This window comes from Kosakonia oryzendophytica, assembly GCF_027886705.1.
GTDB classification, from domain to species: domain Bacteria; phylum Pseudomonadota; class Gammaproteobacteria; order Enterobacterales; family Enterobacteriaceae; genus Kosakonia; species Kosakonia oryzendophytica.
This window is the reverse complement of the sequence record NZ_CP115659.1, coordinates 252,739-271,437: the sequence shown is the minus strand read 5'-3', so window position 1 is coordinate 271,437 and position 18,699 is coordinate 252,739. Positions and strand designations below refer to the sequence as shown.

General features: G+C 53.7%; 16 protein-coding genes. 12 read left to right on the top strand and 4 right to left on the bottom strand.

Annotated features, from left to right (window positions below):
* Positions 1-19: 19 nt before the first annotated feature.
* From gorA to potE, 4 genes are all read left to right on the top strand, one after another.
* Complete coding sequence (gene gorA, locus O9K67_RS01160; RefSeq protein ID WP_061492650.1) at positions 20-1,372, top strand: glutathione-disulfide reductase; 1,353 nt, start codon at positions 20-22, stop codon at positions 1,370-1,372.
* A gap of 447 nt (positions 1,373-1,819) precedes the next feature.
* Positions 1,820-1,924, top strand: a complete 105-nt coding sequence (speFL, locus tag O9K67_RS01155; protein WP_134319175.1) for a leader peptide SpeFL — start codon at positions 1,820-1,822, stop codon at positions 1,922-1,924.
* Between the two features lie 256 nt (positions 1,925-2,180).
* Positions 2,181-4,379 carry an ornithine decarboxylase SpeF gene (speF, locus tag O9K67_RS01150; protein ID WP_061499694.1) on the top strand — a complete coding sequence of 733 codons (2,199 nt, stop codon included), beginning with the start codon at positions 2,181-2,183 and terminating at the stop codon, positions 4,377-4,379.
* Complete coding sequence (gene potE, locus O9K67_RS01145; RefSeq protein WP_061492648.1) at positions 4,376-5,695, top strand: putrescine-ornithine antiporter; 1,320 nt, start codon at positions 4,376-4,378, stop codon at positions 5,693-5,695. The genes speF and potE overlap by 4 nt, the downstream gene beginning before the upstream one ends.
* A gap of 192 nt (positions 5,696-5,887) precedes the next feature.
* On the opposite strand, the gene O9K67_RS01140 is transcribed toward potE, so the two are convergent.
* Positions 5,888-6,781, bottom strand: a complete 894-nt coding sequence (locus O9K67_RS01140; RefSeq protein WP_082794119.1) for a LysR family transcriptional regulator — start codon at positions 6,779-6,781, stop codon at positions 5,888-5,890.
* 135 nt (positions 6,782-6,916) lie between these two features.
* Here O9K67_RS01140 and aguB point away from each other — a divergent pair, with 135 nt between their 5' ends.
* Both aguB and aguA read left to right on the top strand, forming a co-directional pair.
* Positions 6,917-7,801 (top strand): N-carbamoylputrescine amidase, encoded by an 885-nt coding sequence (gene aguB, locus O9K67_RS01135; protein ID WP_061492644.1) that lies wholly within the window; start codon positions 6,917-6,919, stop codon positions 7,799-7,801.
* A 3-nt stretch (positions 7,802-7,804) separates the two neighbouring features.
* Complete coding sequence (gene aguA / locus O9K67_RS01130) at positions 7,805-8,887, top strand: agmatine deiminase (protein ID WP_061492642.1); 1,083 nt, start codon at positions 7,805-7,807, stop codon at positions 8,885-8,887.
* A gap of 34 nt (positions 8,888-8,921) precedes the next feature.
* Here the strand turns inward: aguA and O9K67_RS01125 are convergent, their stop codons facing one another.
* Positions 8,922-9,329 carry a GNAT family N-acetyltransferase gene (locus O9K67_RS01125; protein WP_061492640.1) on the bottom strand — a complete coding sequence of 136 codons (408 nt, stop codon included), beginning with the start codon at positions 9,327-9,329 and terminating at the stop codon, positions 8,922-8,924.
* Positions 9,330-9,637: 308 nt separating this feature from the next.
* Here O9K67_RS01125 and O9K67_RS01120 point away from each other — a divergent pair, with 308 nt between their 5' ends.
* The gene (locus tag O9K67_RS01120) at positions 9,638-11,287 is read left to right on the top strand and encodes an alpha,alpha-trehalase (RefSeq protein WP_061492638.1); all 1,650 of its coding nucleotides are present in this window, start codon (positions 9,638-9,640) and stop codon (positions 11,285-11,287) included.
* Between the two features lie 41 nt (positions 11,288-11,328).
* On the opposite strand, the gene O9K67_RS01115 is transcribed toward O9K67_RS01120, so the two are convergent.
* Positions 11,329-12,915, bottom strand: a complete 1,587-nt coding sequence (locus O9K67_RS01115) for an STY4199 family HEPN domain-containing protein (RefSeq protein WP_061492636.1) — start codon at positions 12,913-12,915, stop codon at positions 11,329-11,331.
* Positions 12,916-13,071: 156 nt separating this feature from the next.
* Between O9K67_RS01115 and O9K67_RS01110 the strand changes: the two genes are divergently transcribed.
* Together O9K67_RS01110 and O9K67_RS01105 are read left to right on the top strand one after the other, a co-directional pair.
* Positions 13,072-13,608, top strand: a complete 537-nt coding sequence (locus O9K67_RS01110) for a GNAT family N-acetyltransferase (protein WP_061492634.1) — start codon at positions 13,072-13,074, stop codon at positions 13,606-13,608.
* Between the two features lie 68 nt (positions 13,609-13,676).
* A complete protein-coding gene (locus O9K67_RS01105) occupies positions 13,677-14,075 on the top strand; it encodes a YdeI family stress tolerance OB fold protein (protein WP_061492632.1) in 399 nt (132 codons plus the stop codon).
* A 43-nt stretch (positions 14,076-14,118) separates the two neighbouring features.
* Here O9K67_RS01105 and O9K67_RS01100 read toward each other — a convergent pair whose 3' ends face one another.
* The gene (locus tag O9K67_RS01100; RefSeq protein ID WP_061492630.1) at positions 14,119-14,877 is read right to left on the bottom strand and encodes an SDR family NAD(P)-dependent oxidoreductase; all 759 of its coding nucleotides are present in this window, start codon (positions 14,875-14,877) and stop codon (positions 14,119-14,121) included.
* A 118-nt stretch (positions 14,878-14,995) separates the two neighbouring features.
* Between O9K67_RS01100 and O9K67_RS01095 the strand changes: the two genes are divergently transcribed.
* From O9K67_RS01095 to O9K67_RS01085, 3 genes are all read left to right on the top strand, one after another.
* Positions 14,996-15,895, top strand: a complete 900-nt coding sequence (locus O9K67_RS01095) for a LysR family transcriptional regulator (RefSeq protein ID WP_061492628.1) — start codon at positions 14,996-14,998, stop codon at positions 15,893-15,895.
* Between the two features lie 55 nt (positions 15,896-15,950).
* Positions 15,951-16,982: an inner membrane protein YhjD gene (yhjD, locus tag O9K67_RS01090; protein ID WP_061492626.1), complete on the top strand. Its 1,032-nt coding sequence runs from the start codon at positions 15,951-15,953 to the stop codon at positions 16,980-16,982.
* A 270-nt stretch (positions 16,983-17,252) separates the two neighbouring features.
* Entirely contained in the window at positions 17,253-18,569 is a 1,317-nt protein-coding gene (locus tag O9K67_RS01085; RefSeq protein ID WP_061492624.1) for an MFS transporter, read from the top strand.
* Positions 18,570-18,699: the final 130 nt, after the last annotated feature.

Below are 18,699 nucleotides of genomic sequence, written 5' to 3'. Positions count from 1 at the left end.
CAGGATTAAGGAATCAACCATGAGCAAACATTACGACTATATCGCTATTGGCGGCGGCAGCGGCGGTATTGCATCGATTAACCGTGCGGCGATGTACGGTCAGAAATGCGCGCTAATCGAAGCGAAGGCGCTTGGCGGCACCTGTGTGAACGTCGGTTGTGTTCCGAAAAAGGTTATGTGGCACGCGGCGCAAATCGCGGAAGCCATTCATCTCTATGGCCCGGATTACGGGTTCGACACCACGGTAAACCACTTCGACTGGGGCAAACTGGTCGCCAGCCGTACGGCCTATATCGACCGTATTCACACCTCGTATGACAATGTGCTGGGTAAAAATAATGTCGATGTGATCCGCGGCTTTGCGCGTTTTGTTGATGCAAAAACCGTCGAAGTGAACGGTGAAACCCTCACCGCCGATCATATCCTCATTGCCACCGGCGGTCGCCCGAGCCACCCGGACATTCCGGGGGTGGAGTACGGTATTGATTCCGACGGCTTCTTTGCACTGCCGGCGCTGCCAAAACGTGTGGCGGTGGTGGGTGCGGGTTATATCGCCGTTGAACTGGCTGGGGTGATTAACGGCCTTGGCGCTGAAACGCATCTGTTTGTGCGTAAGCACGCGCCGCTGCGCAACTTCGATCCGCTGATCACCGAAACGCTGGTGGAAGTGATGGCCGCCGAAGGTCCGACGCTGCACACCCATGCCGTGCCGAAAGAGGTAGTGAAAAATGCCGATGGCAGCCTGACCCTGACGCTGGAAGATGGCCGTTCACAGATCGTGGACAGCCTGATTTGGGCGATTGGCCGCGAACCCGCGACCGACAATTTCAATCTTGCCGCCACCGGAGTGAAAACCAACGCCAAAGGCTATATCGAGGTCGATAAGTACCAGAACACCAGCGTACCGGGCATCTATGCGGTAGGCGACAACACCGGCGCGGTGGAACTGACGCCAGTGGCGGTCGCAGCAGGCCGCCGTTTGTCTGAACGTTTGTTTAACAACAAGCCGGACGAACATCTGGATTACAACAATATCCCGACCGTAGTGTTCAGCCACCCGCCGATCGGCACCGTCGGGTTAACCGAGCCGCAGGCGCGCGAACAGTTCGGCGATGAGTTAGTCAAAGTGTATAAATCGTCGTTTACCGCCATGTATACCGCAGTGACCACCCACCGCCAGCCGTGTCGTATGAAGCTGGTCTGCGTTGGTCCTGAAGAGCGTATTGTCGGTATCCACGGCATCGGTTCCGGTATGGATGAAATGTTGCAAGGCTTTGCGGTCGCGCTGAAGATGGGCGCAACCAAGAAAGACTTCGATAACACCGTGGCGATTCACCCCACCGCAGCGGAAGAGTTTGTGACCATGCGCTAACCACGCGCCCTCCTGCCTTCCTCCCCGTAAGCTGAAGAGAAGCCTTCATTGTGCTTCTCTTCAGTCACTTTCTTTGTCTTAGTTTGCGCCTGACCGCTTCTTCACCCTATCGCAAATGTCATTGTATTCAACGAAGCGACATAACGACCGCCATCACAGGTTATTTCGTGAATTCTTATTCATTATTTTTAATTAACTAACGCCTCTTTTTATTTAACTTATTTGTCTTAGCTAATTTATTTTTTCTGGATGTTAAAAAATAAATAAAATATTAATTTTAACAAAAATAACAAATAATAAACAATGCAGTGCGTTATCTCGCAATATGCATAAAACGCGACTAATTATTTCTGGGACGATCTGTTTTTATTGATCATAGTCACACAAAACGGCTTTTTCCTGGATAAAATACCCTCACCTTACATTTACCCAGGAAAGGTGATGAAAATGGAAAACAATAACCATGCAATGCCACATATAAGGCGAACAACACATATTATGATGTTTGCCAACCGTAATAGCTTCGACTTTCATTTCTTTAATGCCCGATAGTCATTTGACTACGGGCACTCCAGCATACAGGTCTTTCTGACCCTCTGTAATACAGGCTGAATGCCTGTATCTCGCGGTGCTCGCCCAAATAAACCCTGAGTTACTTGTGACCGGACTGGTTAGGGTTTATTGCATCTGAATAAAACCGACTTACTGATTTTAATTTATCAGTGGGACGCTCTTATTCGCTCCGGAGATATCAATTTCCTGTTCAGGAAATTGAGGACCTGCTATTACCTGAAATAAAGAGATGAAAATGTCTGAATTAAAAATTGCAATCAGCCGTTCTTGCCCTGACTGTTTTTCTACCCATCGCAATATTGTGAATATTGATGAAAGTAAATTTATCGACGTCGCTGCTATCGTGTTATCCGTCAATGATATTGAACGAGGCAAACTCGATGAAATTGACGCTACCGGCTATGGCATTCCGGTCTTTGTCGCCACAGAAGATGAAGAACGTGTTCCGGCTGAACATCTGCCACGCATTTCGGGCGTCTTTGAGTTTAACGAAACCCGCAGCGATTATTATGGTCGCCAGTTGGAAACAGCGGCACATCACTATGAAACGCAACTGCGTCCACCGTTCTTTCGGGCACTGGTGGACTATGTAGGTCAGGGTAATAGCGCGTTTGACTGCCCGGGGCATCAGGGCGGTGAGTTTTTCCGCCGTCATCCGGCCGGGAATCAGTTTGTTGAATATTTTGGTGAAACGCTCTTTCGAGCCGACTTGTGTAATGCCGATGTCGCCATGGGCGATTTGTTGATCCACGAAGGCGCGCCGTGCATTGCTCAGCAACATGCCGCCAACGTCTTTAACGCCGACAAAACGTACTTTGTGCTCAACGGTACCTCATCGTCCAACAAGGTGGTGCTTAACGCCCTGCTGACGCCGGGAGACCTGGTGCTGTTTGATCGCAACAACCACAAATCAAACCACCACGGTGCGCTGTTGCAAGCTGGCGCAACACCGATCTATCTGGAAACCGCGCGTAACCCGTACGGTTTTATCGGCGGCATCGACGCCCACTGTTTTGAAGAAGCGTACCTGCGCCAGCTTATTGACGAAGTCGCACCGCAGCGGGCGAGAGAAACACGCCCCTTCCGCCTGGCGGTGATCCAGTTAGGTACTTACGACGGTACCATCTATAACGCCCGTCAGGTGGTGGATAAAATTGGCCACCTGTGCGACTACATCCTGTTTGACTCCGCCTGGGTGGGTTACGAGCAATTTATTCCGATGATGGCCGATTGCTCACCGTTGCTACTGGATCTGAATGAAAACGATCCGGGCATCCTGGTGACACAATCGGTACACAAACAGCAGGCAGGTTTTTCTCAGACGTCGCAGATCCACAAAAAAGACCGCCATATCAAAGGGCAACCTCGCTATGTACCGCATAAGCGCATGAATAATGCCTTTATGATGCACGCCTCCACCAGCCCCTTCTACCCGCTGTTTGCCGCGCTGGATATCAACGCCAAAATGCATGAAGGTGTGAGCGGTCGCAACATGTGGATGGATTGCGTCGCCAACGGCATTGATGCCCGCAAACTGATCCTCGATAACTGCCGTTATATCCGCCCGTTTGTGCCGGAAACCGTCGATGGTAAGCCATGGCAGTCTTACGACACGGCTGAAATCTCCGATGATCTGCGCTTTTTCCACTTCGTTCCGGGCGCACAGTGGCATGCTTTTGAAGGCTATGCCGAACATCAGTACTTTGTTGACCCCTGCAAATTGCTGCTCACCACACCCGGTATCAATGCCGCAAATGGCGAATATGAAGACTTTGGCGTTCCGGCGACTATCCTCGCCAACTTCCTGCGTGAAAACGGTGTGATACCGGAAAAATGCGATCTTAACTCGATCCTGTTCCTGCTGACCCCGGCGGAAGATATGGCCAAGCTGCAACAGCTTATCGCCCTGCTGGTGCGTTTCGAAAAATTGCTGGAATCCGATGCGCCACTGGCTGACGTTCTGCCCTCACTCTACCGTCAGCATCAGGCGCGTTACGACGGTTACAGCCTGCGCCAGCTCTGCCAGGAGATGCACGACCTTTACGCCCGCCACAATGTGAAACAGTTGCAGAAAGAGATGTTCCGCAAATCGCACTTCCCACGCGTCAGCCTCTCACCACAAGAAGCCAACTACGCCTACCTGCGCGGCGAAGTAGAACTGGTTCGTCTGCCGGATGCGGAAGGCCGCATTGCGGCAGAAGGCGCACTGCCTTATCCGCCAGGGGTACTGTGCGTGGTCCCCGGTGAAATCTGGGGCGGTTCGGTACTGCGTTATTTCAGCGCGCTGGAAGAGGGGATCAACCTGCTGCCGGGCTTTGCGCCTGAGTTACAGGGTGTGTATGTCGAAGAACAAGACGGTCGTAAACAAGTGTGGTGTTACGTCATCAAACAGCAGGAAAAGCAACATAACCTGTTGAAAGGAGAAAAATTATGAGTGCTCAAAAATCCAATAAGATGGGCGTTCTCCAGCTCACCATTCTGACCATGGTCAATATGATGGGCTCCGGGATTATTATGCTGCCCACCAAGCTGGCAGAAGTCGGTACCATCTCGATAATCTCCTGGCTGGTGACCGCCGTGGGTTCGATGGCGCTGGCATGGGCATTTGCCAAGTGTGGTATGTTCAGCCGCAAATCCGGAGGCATGGGCGGCTATGCGGAGTACGCGTTCGGCAAATCCGGCAACTTTATGGCGAACTACACCTATGGCATGTCGCTGCTAATTGCTAACGTGGCCATTGCGATTTCCGCAGTGGGTTACGGTACCGAACTGTTTGGTGCGTCGCTGACGCCGGTACAGATTGGTCTCGCGACGATTGGCGTCTTGTGGATTTGCACCGTGGCTAACTTCGGCGGTGCGCGCATTACCGGGCAGATCAGCAGTATCACCGTCTGGGGGGTGATTATTCCGGTGGTGGGCCTGTGCATCATCGGCTGGTTCTGGTTTAGCCCGAGCCTGTATGTCGCCTCATGGAACCCACACAACGTGCCATTCTTCAGTGCGGTCGGTTCCTCTATCGCCATGACGTTATGGGCATTCCTTGGCCTTGAGTCGGCTTGTGCAAATGCCGACGTGGTAGACAACCCGGAACGTAACGTACCGATTGCAGTACTGGGCGGAACATTGGGCGCAGCGGCGATTTACATCATTTCAACCAACGTGATTGCCGGGATTGTCCCCAATATGGACCTGGCGAACTCCACGGCGCCGTTTGGGCTGGCTTTCGCGCAGATGTTTACCCCGGCAGTCGGGAAAGTGATCATGGCGCTGATGATCATGTCCTGTTGCGGGTCACTGCTCGGCTGGCAGTTCACCATTGCGCAGGTCTTTAAATCTTCCGCCGACGAAGGTTATTTCCCGAAAATCTTCTCACGCGTGACGAAAGTGGATGCGCCGGTGCAGGGGATGCTGACCATTGTGGTTATCCAGAGTGGATTATCGCTGATGACCATCAGCCCGTCGCTGAACAGCCAGTTTAACGTGCTGGTCAATCTGGCGGTGGTCACCAACATCATCCCGTACATTCTGTCGATGGCTGCGCTGGTTATCATTCAGAAAATGGCCAACGTTGCCCCGTCGAAAGCCAAAGCCGCTAACGTTGTCGCCTTTATCGGTGCGCTGTACAGCTTCTACGCGCTTTACTCCTCCGGTGAAGAGGCCATGCTCTACGGCTCAATCGTGACCTTCCTCGGCTGGACGCTGTATGGGCTGGTTTCACCACGCTTTGAACTGACCAACAAGCACAGTTGAGTCTGCAGGGTTCAAGCGCTCTCTGTCAGCACAGTTCTGCGCTGCCTGGGCAGGAAGAATCCGCAGTGACCCGATACGCTGGATGTAAAAAAACCGACCTCACCCGTCGGTTTTTTTTCGCTTGTACCGCAGCACCCTTATCCTGACATGAGTTGGCACTGTATTTCCTGCCTTGTTCATAACACAAGGGGGTCACGCTATCCGCACCGTTTTTAACTCATTAATCAGCCACTGTACCGCAGGCTGGTAGTCATACAAACGGTGGGTAAGTAGCAATAAATCGTACGATGGCGCGCCGTCCGGCAGATCCAGGATACGCAGCGGCAACATCTTCGCCAGCTCCTGCGCGATGCGGAAAGGTACGCACATCAAATAACCGGATGCCACCGCCACACGCCCACCGACAGCATAACTCTGCACCACCGTCGCCAGAGGACGATAGAGATGCTGCGACAACAGCCAGCCGTCAATATGATCCGCGCCTGAACTGACCGCGGGTAAATGGATTTGTGGTTCGCTGACAAGGTGTTTCATCGTCAATTGGTCGGGCAAATCGTGGCGATCAACAGAGGCAATGGCCACAAAATGGTCAGAAATAAGTGGGTGTTTATTAAAATAGTGCGGAATATGCTGCACATTATCCACACCAATAAATGCATCCAGTTGTCCCTTCTCAACCCGTTCGACTTTTATCGTCTCCGACAGAATATCGACAGACAAGCGCACATTGGGCGCGATGGTTTTAAAACGCGCGGTCAGCACCGGCATAAACATAAATTCGAAGTAATCCACCGCGCCGATATAAAAGGTGTGCGCATCACGCAGCGGATCAAAGTGACTCGGCCCGCGCGTGGCGGTATCCAGCTTGCTGAGCGCATTCTCAATCACCGGGATCATCATCGCTGCATAGGGCGTGGGCTCCATGCCGTTGCGGGTGCGGATAAACATCTCATCATTTAACTGTTCACGCAGTCGGTTCAGCGCATGGCTAAACGCCGACTGGGAAAGATTCGCTTTCTGCGCCGCACGGGTGACATTTTTCTCTTTCGCCAGAATCGGCACCAACCGCAGCAAGTTCAGATCCATCGCCACTATGCATCCTGTTCATGTTTTCATGATAACAATACATTTTATGCATAACGGTTTTCGTTGCTATAGTTTGCAGCAAAATAAGTGCTGATGCTCTGCACCGCCTGAACTGAGAACCACGGGAGATTTTTTATGAGAAATGTCACAGTCGCCGCAACGCAAATGGCCTGTAGCTGGGATCTGGAAAAAAACATTCAGAACGCTGAACGCCTGGTCCGTGAAGCCCACAGCAAAGGCGCGCAGATCATCCTCATTCAGGAGCTGTTCGCTGCGCCCTATTTCTGCATCGACCAAAGCCCGGAACACTACGCGCTGGCACAGGAAGTCGCCACCAGCCCACTGATTAAGCACTTCTCTGCGCTGGCAAAAGAGCTGGAAGTGGTGCTGCCACTGAGCCTGTTTGAAAAGAGCAATAACGCCTATTACAACTCGCTGGTGATGATCGACGCCGACGGCAGCGTGCTGGACACCTACCGTAAAACCCATATTCCGAACGGCCCGGCGTACCAGGAAAAACAGTTCTTTATCCCTGGTGATACCGGCTTCAAAGTGTGGAACACCCGCTATGCCAAAGTCGGCGTTGGTATCTGCTGGGATCAGTGGTTCCCGGAAACCGCACGTTGCCTGGCACTGCAGGGCGCAGAAGTGATCTTCTACCCGACGGCAATCGGCTCTGAACCCGCCTACCCGGACATCGACAGCCAGCCGCACTGGACCCGCGTCCAGCAGGGCCACGCTGCCGCTAACGTCATTCCGGTGATTGCCTCTAACCGCATCGGTACCGAAGCCAGCAAATACATTGAAGGTCTGGAAATGACCTTCTACGGCTCCTCTTTCATTGCCGATCAGACCGGTGCCCTGGTGGAGCAGGCAAACAAAACCGACGAAGCGGTGCTAGTGCACACTTTCGATCTGGATGCCGTTGCCGCACAGCGCGCCGCCTGGGGTTTGTTCCGCGACCGTCGCCCGAACATGTATGGCGCCATCGCCACCTCTGATGGCAGCGTAAGGAGCTAACCGATGTCACAGCTGACCACGCCGGTGAAAGATGGATTTGCCATGCCCGCAGAGTGGGCGCCACACCAGGCGGTATGGATGATTTGGCCTTATCGCACGGATAACTGGCGCGCAGATGCCGCCCCCGCGCAGCAGGCTTTTGCCGCAGTGGCAAAGGCTATCTCGCACCGTACGCCGGTTATTATGGGCGTCCCGGTCGCTGAGATGACCAAAGCGCGCGCCACCCTGCCCGCTGAAGTGACGCTGGTGGAGATGGAGAGCGATGACGCCTGGATGCGCGACACCGGCCCCACCGTGGTGCGCAATGCGGCGGGCGAACGGCGTGGCATTAGCTGGACGTTTAACGCCTGGGGCGGCTTCAACGGCGGGTTGTACGCGCCGTGGGACCGCGATCAACAGGTTGCGGCTCAGGTGGCGAACTACCACCAGATGCCTTGCTATCACACAGATTTGATTCTGGAAGGTGGCTCGATCCACGTTGACGGCGAAGGCACATTGCTGACCACCGCCGAATGCCTGCTGAACCCCAACCGCAATCCGGGGTTAAGCCAGGATCAGATTGAGCAGCAGTTGCGCGACTATCTTGGCGTATCGCAAATAATCTGGTTGCCGGAAGGTGTGTTTAATGACGAAACCGATGGCCATATCGACAATATGTGCTGCTTCGTGCGTCCTGGCGAAGTGGCGCTGCACTGGACTGACGACCAGAACGATCCTCAGTACGCCCGCTCCGTTGCAGCGCTCAACGTGCTGGAGAACGTAAAGGATGCGCAGGGTCGCACACTGAAAGTCTGGAAAATGCCCTCTCCGCAACCGCTGTACGCCAGCGCGGAAGAGACCATTGGTGTGGAAAAAGGCACGGCGATTGAGCGCCATGAAGGCAACCGCCTGGCCGGTTCCTACGTCAACTATCTGGTCAGCAATCAGCAGATTATTTTCCCACTGCTGGATGCGGCAACCGATGCCAAAGCACAGGCGCTGTTCGAAGAGATGTACCCCGGCTTTGTCATTACCGGTGTCCCGGCGCGCGAAATTTTGCTCGGCGGCGGCAACATCCACTGCATTACCCAGCAAATCCCGCGTTAACCCTCCTCCCGGCGGCAGCCATGTCGCCGGGTGTTTATAACCCGCGCGACATGCGAATGTACTCCACCCCTTTTTTACAGAACGGTGTCCCTTCGGCTATAAAACCAAAACGGGTATAGAACGATGTGGCCGATGTTCTGGCATCCAGTTGTACCGACGCCATGCCTGTTTGCAGTAGCCGATCGAGCACCGAGCGCAATAAAAAACCGCCAAACCCACGCTGTTGATGCGCCTGCAAAGTGGCAAATTTGCGGATCTGGCAGTGACGATCGCCGAGCAAAAACACAGATAAACAACTGACGATCTTCTGCTGCGACAATACGCCATAATGCCAGGCCTGCTCATCGCCTTCCACGCGCGAGGCATCCCGCTCAAGCTGCGGCCACAGTACCGCATGGCGGATATCGAGACATTGCTCTAACGTAATAGTGGCGAGTTCCAAATAGCGCTTCCTCTTTATGACGGGCAATCCCCTCACTTTACCCTGCACGAGTGTACAGCGGGGGGATTATTCACAAATCGTTGCAAAACGAATGCTCCGAATTTCGCCGCTGCGCCAGCCGTTGGGTTATCCGTTTTGTTTATGAATAAACAACAGGTTATGGAAAATTCGCCAACCGTTACCCGATAAAGAAACGTGATCAAGCGCACAGTTTGTCTTTCACAGACCGAAGCGAATGTCTACGCTTATTAAAGAACCGGGCAACACCCGTCATTTTTTTACGACGACATCCGGAGGCCAACGTCACTATGTTCAACCAGAAACAACAAAGCGCAGAACCTATCGAATTCGTGATTGCAGAAGAAACCGTCTACGAAACCGATCCGTGCGAGTTAAAACTGGATGAAATGATCGAGGCGGAGCCGGAACCGGAAATGATCGAAGGGCTTCCCGCGTCGGATGCGCTTACCCCTGCCGATCGTTACCTTGAACTGTTTGAACACGTGCAATCATCACGCATCTTCGCCGATAGCAAAACGTTTCCCGATTGCGCGCCGAAAATGGATCCGCTCGATATTCTGATTCGCTATCGTAAAATCAAACGCAAACCGGAATTCGACCTGCGTCAGTTTGTCGCGAGACATTTCTGGATGCCGGAAAACTACGCAAAAGAGTATATCTCCGACCCCAGTCGTTCGCTGAAAGAGCATATCGATCACCTGTGGCCGGTACTGACCCGCGAGCCCCAGGATCATATCCCGTGGTCTTCATTACTGGCGCTGCCGCAAGCCTATATTGTGCCTGGCGGTCGATTCCGTGAAACCTACTACTGGGACTCCTATTTCACCATGCTTGGGCTGGCGGAAAGCGGCCGTGACGATCTGCTGCGCTGTATGGCGGATAACTTTGCGTGGATGATCGAACGCTACGGCCATATCCCGAACGGTAACCGGACCTACTACCTGAGCCGCTCCCAGCCGCCCGTCTTTGCGCTGATGGTGGAACTGTTTGAAGAGGATGGCGTACGCGGTGCACGGCGCTATCTTGAACACTTGCTGATGGAGTACGCCTTCTGGATGGATGGCGCAGAGTCGCTGGCGCTCAACCAGGCCTACCGCCATGTGGTGCGCATGCCTGATGGCTCACTGCTTAATCGCTACTGGGATGACCGTGATACGCCACGCGACGAATCCTGGATTGAAGACGTGGAGACCGCGCGTAACTCGGGGCGACCGGCCAACGAAGTCTACCGCGATCTGCGTGCCGGTGCAGCGTCCGGCTGGGATTACTCGTCACGCTGGCTGCGCGACGCCCATCGTCTGGCGAGTATCCGCACCACGCAGTTTATTCCTATCGATTTGAATGCGTTCCTGTTTAAGCTGGAAAGCACCATCGCCAACATTTCCGGTCTGAAGGGCGACCGCGAACGGGAAGCGCTGTTTCGCCAGAAAGCCAGCGATCGCCGGGCAGCGGTTAACCGTTACATGTGGGATGATGAGCATGGCTGCTACCGCGACTATGACTGGCGTCGTGAAGAGATGGCACTGTTTTCCGCTGCCAGTATCGTCCCGCTGTATGTCGGTATGGCGACGCATGAACAGGCTGACCGGGTGGCGGAAGCCGTTACAGCGCGACTGCTGACGCCGGGCGGCATTCTGGCAACCGAGTATGAGACCGGTGAACAGTGGGATAAACCCAACGGCTGGGCGCCACTACAGTGGATGGCCATTCAGGGCTTCAAACTGTATGGCAATGATTCACTGGGCAACGAAATCGCCCATAGCTGGCTACAAACGGTAAATCATTATTACCAGCATCACCATAAGCTGATTGAGAAGTACCACATTGCCAGCAGCACCCCTGCTGAAGGGGGCGGTGGGGAGTACCCACTACAGGATGGCTTTGGCTGGACAAACGGTGTGGTGCGCAGACTGATTGGTTTATACGGCGAGCCGTAACGAAAATGCCCGGCAAGCATTGCGCTACCGGGCAGATTTGATTAATCAATGACGTCATAGATGGCAGACTGAATATCCGCCAGTTTGCGGTTCTCGTCGGACGGGTCAGCGTTATAGCGCAGTTGCGCCTGTTCCATCTCATAGCGCTGGCGCTCCACCACTGGGTCCCGCGTACAGAATGCCCTTAGATAATTTTTTGCGGTTGAAGTGAGTTTTTTACCCGCCAGCATTTCATGGGACAACGTGGTGATAAAGCGCCGACAGGGCCGGTTTTCATCCATTTGCAGCCGGTAGCGGAGCAGCATGTCCAGCACTTCGTTGTAATCCGACTCCATTGCCTGTTCCGTCCAGGAGAGTTTCCAGTTCATCCCCGTCCGTAAAAACATCGATACCACTTTGGTGTCATTGCGATCGATCGCTGAACGGAAGTTGTTCTCATCGCGCGGAATCCCCATATTGCTCAGTTCTTCCTTTGGCGATGTCCGCTGGCGATCTTCGGTAATCGGAACGGTAATACCGCTTCCACGGGTATTCGGCACGGAGAGCCCGCTGGTAAACATCCAGAACGCGCCAATCACCATTAACAGCACCATCACGCCCACCGCGCCCCATAACGCCCCGGAGAGCATGACCTCTCGCTCCTCGCGGCTACGCGCCGCACGTTTCGCGGGCGGTTCAATATTGTCACGTATCGGCATTGCATCACCTCCGGCCGCGCGATCTTTCTTCCGCGCTTGTTCCCAGAAAGCGTCCAGCCCCATTCCCGCTTCTTTCAGTAATGCGTCGGGGTTTGTTTTCGTGCGCCCCTCTTCCCATGCCCGCTGTACCGGCCCGGTGATTTGCGGGTAATAACTCGCCAGCAGACTCAGCTGGTTCGACGTCAGCGGCTGGTTTGCAATCACCGCCGCACGTATCTGGCGGATATCTTCCAGAAACGTCTGTAGCGTTTTACGCGTTTCCAGAAAAAGTGTTAATACCGACGAGTCATTGAAGATCCGCGCATAGTGCTGACTGAACTCCTTCTTATCGATCAGCATCAGCGCCAGTTCACTAAACCGCATACCACTTAGCACATCGTTACGATCGCCAACGCGCAGCCAACGCCGCACGCGGTCTGCACCAAACTGTACTTTGAGATGGTTACGCAGCCGCTCCGGGTCCGACCATGCTTGCGTCACCAGCGACGTGATCATCAACTCCAGCGCCCGCAACTGTGTCACGCCTTGTTTCTGCTGCGCATCGCTCACTTTTGTCAACGTGTTGTAACTCAGCAACGGCTGCTTAGCGCGCAGATTTTCTAACGCCGCCACAAAACGCAACGCGGCGATAAGCTGATTTTCCGTCACGTTTTGCCCGCTCTCATAGTGCGGAACGAGCTGCTGCAAATGGCGAAGTTGTAAAGTGAACTGTGTTAATTCCGCATCGTTGAGTTTAAGTCGTTTAGCCACTGCGCCCCACCCACCCATACTGAGGCGCGCAATATCCAGTTGTTCTAAAAACCAGCGGGGATCTTTTCCCTCATCGAAATGCGCATTGAGCAATAACAGAATTTCGATGGATGCCTCGCGAATAACGGCAATACACTTTTCAAACTGTTCACCCGTACTATCTGGGGCAGTATGTGTCATTATTTTCCTTTAAGTACAACTGTAGAAATAATTAGCTGGACAATGTCAGCGCTTAACTTTTTCTTTATTTATGAGTCATTAAAAGATAGCTCAGATGCTACGTATTATCAGTGACAGCCGTTTGAACACGAAAAAAAATTGCCGGAGACATTCACGATGTTAATGCTTCGTACCCCAAGACTGATCTGCTCGTCGATTGTAGAAAGTGACTGGGAATTTTTCCTTTCACTGCAACAGCAGCCGGATGTGATGCGCTACGTTGCGGATCCCCGCTCCAGCGAGGAAATCCGCGAGCAATTCCTATCACGACTACCGGAATGGTTCCCGGGAAGCCGGCACTGGCTCTGCTTAGTCGTCCGCGACAACACGACGCAAATGCCGCTGGGGGTGACCGGATATATTCACCGCGAAGATGACTGTGCCGAAGTGGGTTTCCTGTTCGCCCCCCAGGCGCAGGGCAAAGGCTATGGTCGGGAATCCCTAAAAGCAGTGTGCGATTACGCGTTCAGCGAGGGTGGCATCCGGCGGCTGGTGGCTACGGTTACGTCAGGAAATATCGCTTCCCGGCGCTTACTGGAAAAAACCGGTTTTATACTGGAAGGGGAACTGCGCGAAGCCTGGTGGCTGGCGGGACGCTGGCAAAACGACTGGTTATTTGGTTTATTGCGACACGAATATGGGAATAATGGCTAATTCGCCAGCATACCTTTCCGACCTCTGCCAGGCTTAGGAGTGTGTTCCGGTCCTATTCAGGAGAAGTGATGAAGAAAATGTTGCTGACCGCCTGTCTGGCGGCGCTGTTCTCCATGACAGCATTCGCAGACGATCAACCCGGCCTGAAGGCAGATAAGGCCCCGCCGCCGCCGCATAAGATGGATGATGGCTATCGCGGCATGGAGGATGCCCGCACCATGACTATCCAGCAGGCCAAAGCCCTGCATGACGGTGCATCGGTCTCACTGCGCGGTAACCTGGTGGAAAGGGAAGGCAAAGATGTGTACTTGTTCCGCGATAAAACCGATCAGATACAGCTGGATATTCCAATGGCGGTTTTTGACGGGAAATCCATCTCGCCCGATGAACTGGTGGGCGTCACCGGCTCGCTGGATAAAAAACAACAACCGGTTCGCGTCCGGGTTACGCACTTTCAGAAGCAATAATCGCCATACGCCCGGCAGCAATGTACCTGCCGGGCGTCGCGTTTTACAGGAACATGCCCCCGGAAACTTCGATACGCTGCGCATTCATCCAATGCAGCTCATCGCTGAGCAAGGCAGCAATTGCATCGCCAATATCATCCGGCAAGCCCACACGGCCAAGCGCCGTCTGCGCGGCAATATGCTGATTAATCTGCTCATTATCACGTACCATGCCACCGCCGAAATCGGTCTCGATTGCCCCCGGCGCAATAATATTGACCGAAATGCCGCGTGCTCCCAACTCTTTCGCCTGATAGCGCGTCAGAACTTCCATCGCACCTTTCATGGCGGCATAAGCGGCATAACCTGGCTGGCAAAAACGAGCCAGGCCGCTGGAGACATTGAGAATGCGCCCGCCGTTTTTCATTAGCGGCAGCAGGCTCTGCGTCAGGAAGAACGGTCCCTTAAAGTGGATGTTCACCAACTGGTCAAACTGCGCTTCCGTCGTGTCGGCAAACGACGCGTTAATGCCAATGCCAGCATTGTTTAATAAATAATCAAACGTCTCACGCTGCCATACCGTTTTCAGCTGTTCCTGTACTGCACGGGTGAAAGCGGGAAAACTCGCGCTATCGCCGACATTCAACTGTAATGCCGTGGCTTTTACGCCTTTTTGCTCAATTTCGCGTACCACCTGTTGCGCATCGTCGGCGTTATTATTGTAGGTCAGGATAATGCCGATTCCTTTCGCCGCCAGCTTCAGCGCCGCGTTTTTACCTAATCCACGGCTACCGCCAGTTACTACTGCAATATGTTGTGTCATAAGAACCTCGTTTTTGCTGAATCAGGGGAGTGAGAAAAGCTTATTAGGTGCTATGAAAACAATAAAGGTGCTAAATTACGTTTCACTGTTTCAATGACGATAACAATAGCGTGCAATGATGGATAAAATTTACGCAATGCAACTGTTCATTCGCGTCGCGGAACTGGAGAGCTTCTCCAGGGCGGCAGACTCTATGGGACTTCCTAAAGGTAGCGTATCGCGGCAGATCCAGGCGCTGGAGACCCACCTTGGTACACAGTTGCTGCACCGCACTACACGACGCGTACAGCTCACGCAAGATGGGATGGTCTATTACGAGCGGGCAAAAGATCTGCTGGCGAACATGGATGAGCTGGATGGCCTTTTTTTACACGATCCTTCCAGCATCAGCGGCCGTTTACGGGTGGATATGCCCGTCGGTGTCGCGAAAAATCTGGTGATCCCGCGCCTGCCCGCGTTTTTACAACAGTATCCCGGTATTGAACTGGAACTGAGCAGTAGTGACCGGCTGGTGGACATTATCCGCGAAGGGTTTGACTGCGTGGTACGGGTGGGCACGCTGAAAGATTCTGGCCTGATTGCTCGCCAATTGGGCCGCTTGTCGATCATCAACTGCGCCAGCCCGGATTATCTGGCGCGTTTTGGCTATCCGGAAACACTGGAGGACTTATCTTCCCATGCTCTGGTGCACTACGCCGTCAATCTCGGCACCCGACCTCAAGGTTTTGAGGTGTGGCAGGATAACCAGACCCGCTGGGTGAAAACCGGCGGCATTCTGACGGTTAACAGTACTGAAACTTACCAGGCCGCCTGTCTCGCCGGGCTGGGGATTATCCAGGTACCACGTATTGGCGTACGGGATGCGTTACGCAGCGGAAAACTGGTGGAGATCCTGCCGCAATACCGCGCAGAGCCAATGTCGGTGTCGCTGATTTATCCCCATCGCCGTAATCTTTCTCGCCGGGTACATCTGTTTATGGAGTGGCTGGCAGGCGCGTTAAGAGATTATGTCGATTAGCCCCCCAGGCTATAATTTTCACACTAACCCATTCAGGAGAAGGAAAACGCACCTGATGACGCCGGAAAACCACGAAAAACGCCCGACGCACGATCTCGACTACCAACCCGTCAGGAAGATGGCGGAGCAGCTCCCCGAAAAGAAACGTCCCGCCAGCGATAAACTCAACAGTACGCTGAATACGCTGACCAGCACCGCGAAAAAAATCCAGCGACGCCCGATGATTGCGCACCTGATCCGCGCGACGGAACGCTTTAACGATCGTATGGGAAATCAGTTTGGCGCCGCCATCACCTATTTCTCATTTCTGTCGATGATCCCGATCCTGATGGTCTCGTTCGCCGCCGCCGGTTTTGTGCTCGCCTCACACCCTACGCTGTTACAGGATATTTTCGACAAAATCCTGATGAGCGTCAGCGATCCGACGATGGCAATGACCCTGAAGAACACCATCAATATTGCGGTGCAACAACGCACCACTGTCGGTATTGTCGGGCTGGCAATTGCCCTCTATTCCGGCATCAACTGGATGGGTAACCTGCGTGAAGCGATCCGCGCCCAGTCGCGTGATGTCTGGGAGCGCAATGCCCAGGACAAAGAGAAACTCTGGGTGAAATATTTCCGCGATTTCATCTCGCTGATAGGTCTGCTGGTGGCGCTGATTATTACGCTGTCGATCACCTCGATTGCTGGCGCAGCACAACAGATGATTATCTCAGCGCTCTACCTGGATTACATTGAGTGGTTGAAACCGGCCTGGCGACTGATTGGCCTGGCGATATCTATTTTTGCCAACTATCTGCTGTTCTTCTGGATCTTCTGGCGCTTGCCTCGTCATCGCCCGCGCAGAAAGGCGCTGATTCGTGGGACGTTAATTGCCGCCATCGGCTTTGAGGTCATTAAAATCGTCATGACCTGGACGCTCCCTTCACTGGTGAAATCCCCTTCCGGCGCTGCATTTGGCTCCGTGCTCGGGCTGATGGCCTTTTTCTACTTCTTTGCCCGCCTGACCCTGTTCTGCGCAGCCTGGATTGCCACCGCGCACTATAAAGATGACCCGCGCATGCCGGGCAGGACACCCCGCTAAGCAGCTATCGGGCTGAACGTAAACGCAAAATATCAGCCCGATCGATGATTTCAGCATGATAATCCAGAACGTAACTTTTATTTAACCAAAAACCAGTTTTATCCACCAATCTTTAAAAATTGTGAAGCATTTCATAGAAGGTAAATCGCGAGCCTGAAAATTATTCGCTTTTTGCTCAATTTTCAGGCTGTCCGTGATTTTGTTACAGATTGAAATGTCTCTTTTGCTGTGACTAATATGGCTGTTCGTTCGCCAAAATAAGAAAATTTTATGCAAGCTACAGCCACAACATTAGACAACGAACAGGAAAACGCACCGGTAAACTCCCGTAATAAAGTCGTCATCGCGTCTCTGATCGGCACCGCCATCGAATTCTTCGACTTCTATATTTACGCCACCGCTGCGGTCATTGTTTTTCCTCATATCTTCTTCCCGCAGGGTGATCCGACGGCGGCAACACTGCAATCGCTGGCAACCTTCGCGATTGCCTTTATCGCCCGTCCAATCGGCTCTGCGGTATTTGGTCACTTCGGCGATCGCGTCGGCCGGAAAGTTACACTCGTCGCCTCGCTGCTGACCATGGGCATTTCCACGGTCGTGATCGGCCTGCTGCCGGGCTATGAGACTATTGGCGTAATGGCGCCGTTGCTGCTGGCGTTGGCGCGTTTTGGCCAGGGTCTGGGCCTGGGCGGTGAATGGGGCGGCGCAGCCCTGCTGGCGACGGAGAACGCCCCGCCGCGCAAACGTGCGCTGTATGGCTCCTTCCCGCAGCTTGGCGCACCGATCGGTTTCTTCTTTGCCAACGGCACCTTCCTGCTGCTCTCCTGGCTGCTGACCGATGAACAGTTTATGAGCTGGGGCTGGCGCGTGCCATTTATCTTCTCCGCCGTGCTGGTCATTATCGGTCTGTATGTTCGCGTGTCCCTGCATGAAACCCCGGTATTCGCCAAAGTCGCGGCGGCAAAGAAACAGGTCAAAATTCCGTTGGGAACGCTGTTGACCAAACACGTCCGCGTGACGGTGCTGGGCACGTTTATCATGCTGGCAACCTATACACTGTTTTACATCATGACGGTCTACTCGATGACCTACAGCACCTCGGCGCAGGGGCTGGGCCTGCCGCGTAACGAAGTGCTGTGGATGCTGATGCTGGCCGTGATCGGTTTTGGCGTGATGGTTCCGGTTGCAGGCTTACTGGCGGATGCGTTCGGTCGTCGCAAAAGCATGGTGGTGATAACCTCGCTGATTATTCTGTTCGCGCTGTGCATCTTCCCGCCGTTGCTCGGTTCCGGTAACCCGGTGCTGGTGATGGCGTATCTGTTGATTGGTCTGAGTCTGATGGGGCTGACCTTTGGCCCGATGGGCGCGCTGCTGCCGGAGCTGTTCCCGACGGAAGTTCGCTATACCGGCGCGTCGTTCTCCTACAACGTGTCGTCCATTCTGGGCGCATCGGTGGCACCGTATATCGCGACCTGGTTGCAGGCGAACTACGGTCTGTTTTACGTTGGGATTTACCTGGCGGCGATGGCGTCATTGACGTTGCTCGCTCTGCTGCTGACGCACGAGACGAAGCACCAGTCGCTGTAATATTTACCCTCACCCCGCCCTCTCCCTAAAAGGGAGAGGGAGAAAACCCCCGCACCCCAGGGAAGAAAATCCCAACCTTCAGGAAGAGGCAGAACATTCACTCGCCGGTGACGGAAGCCAGAAACCCCAC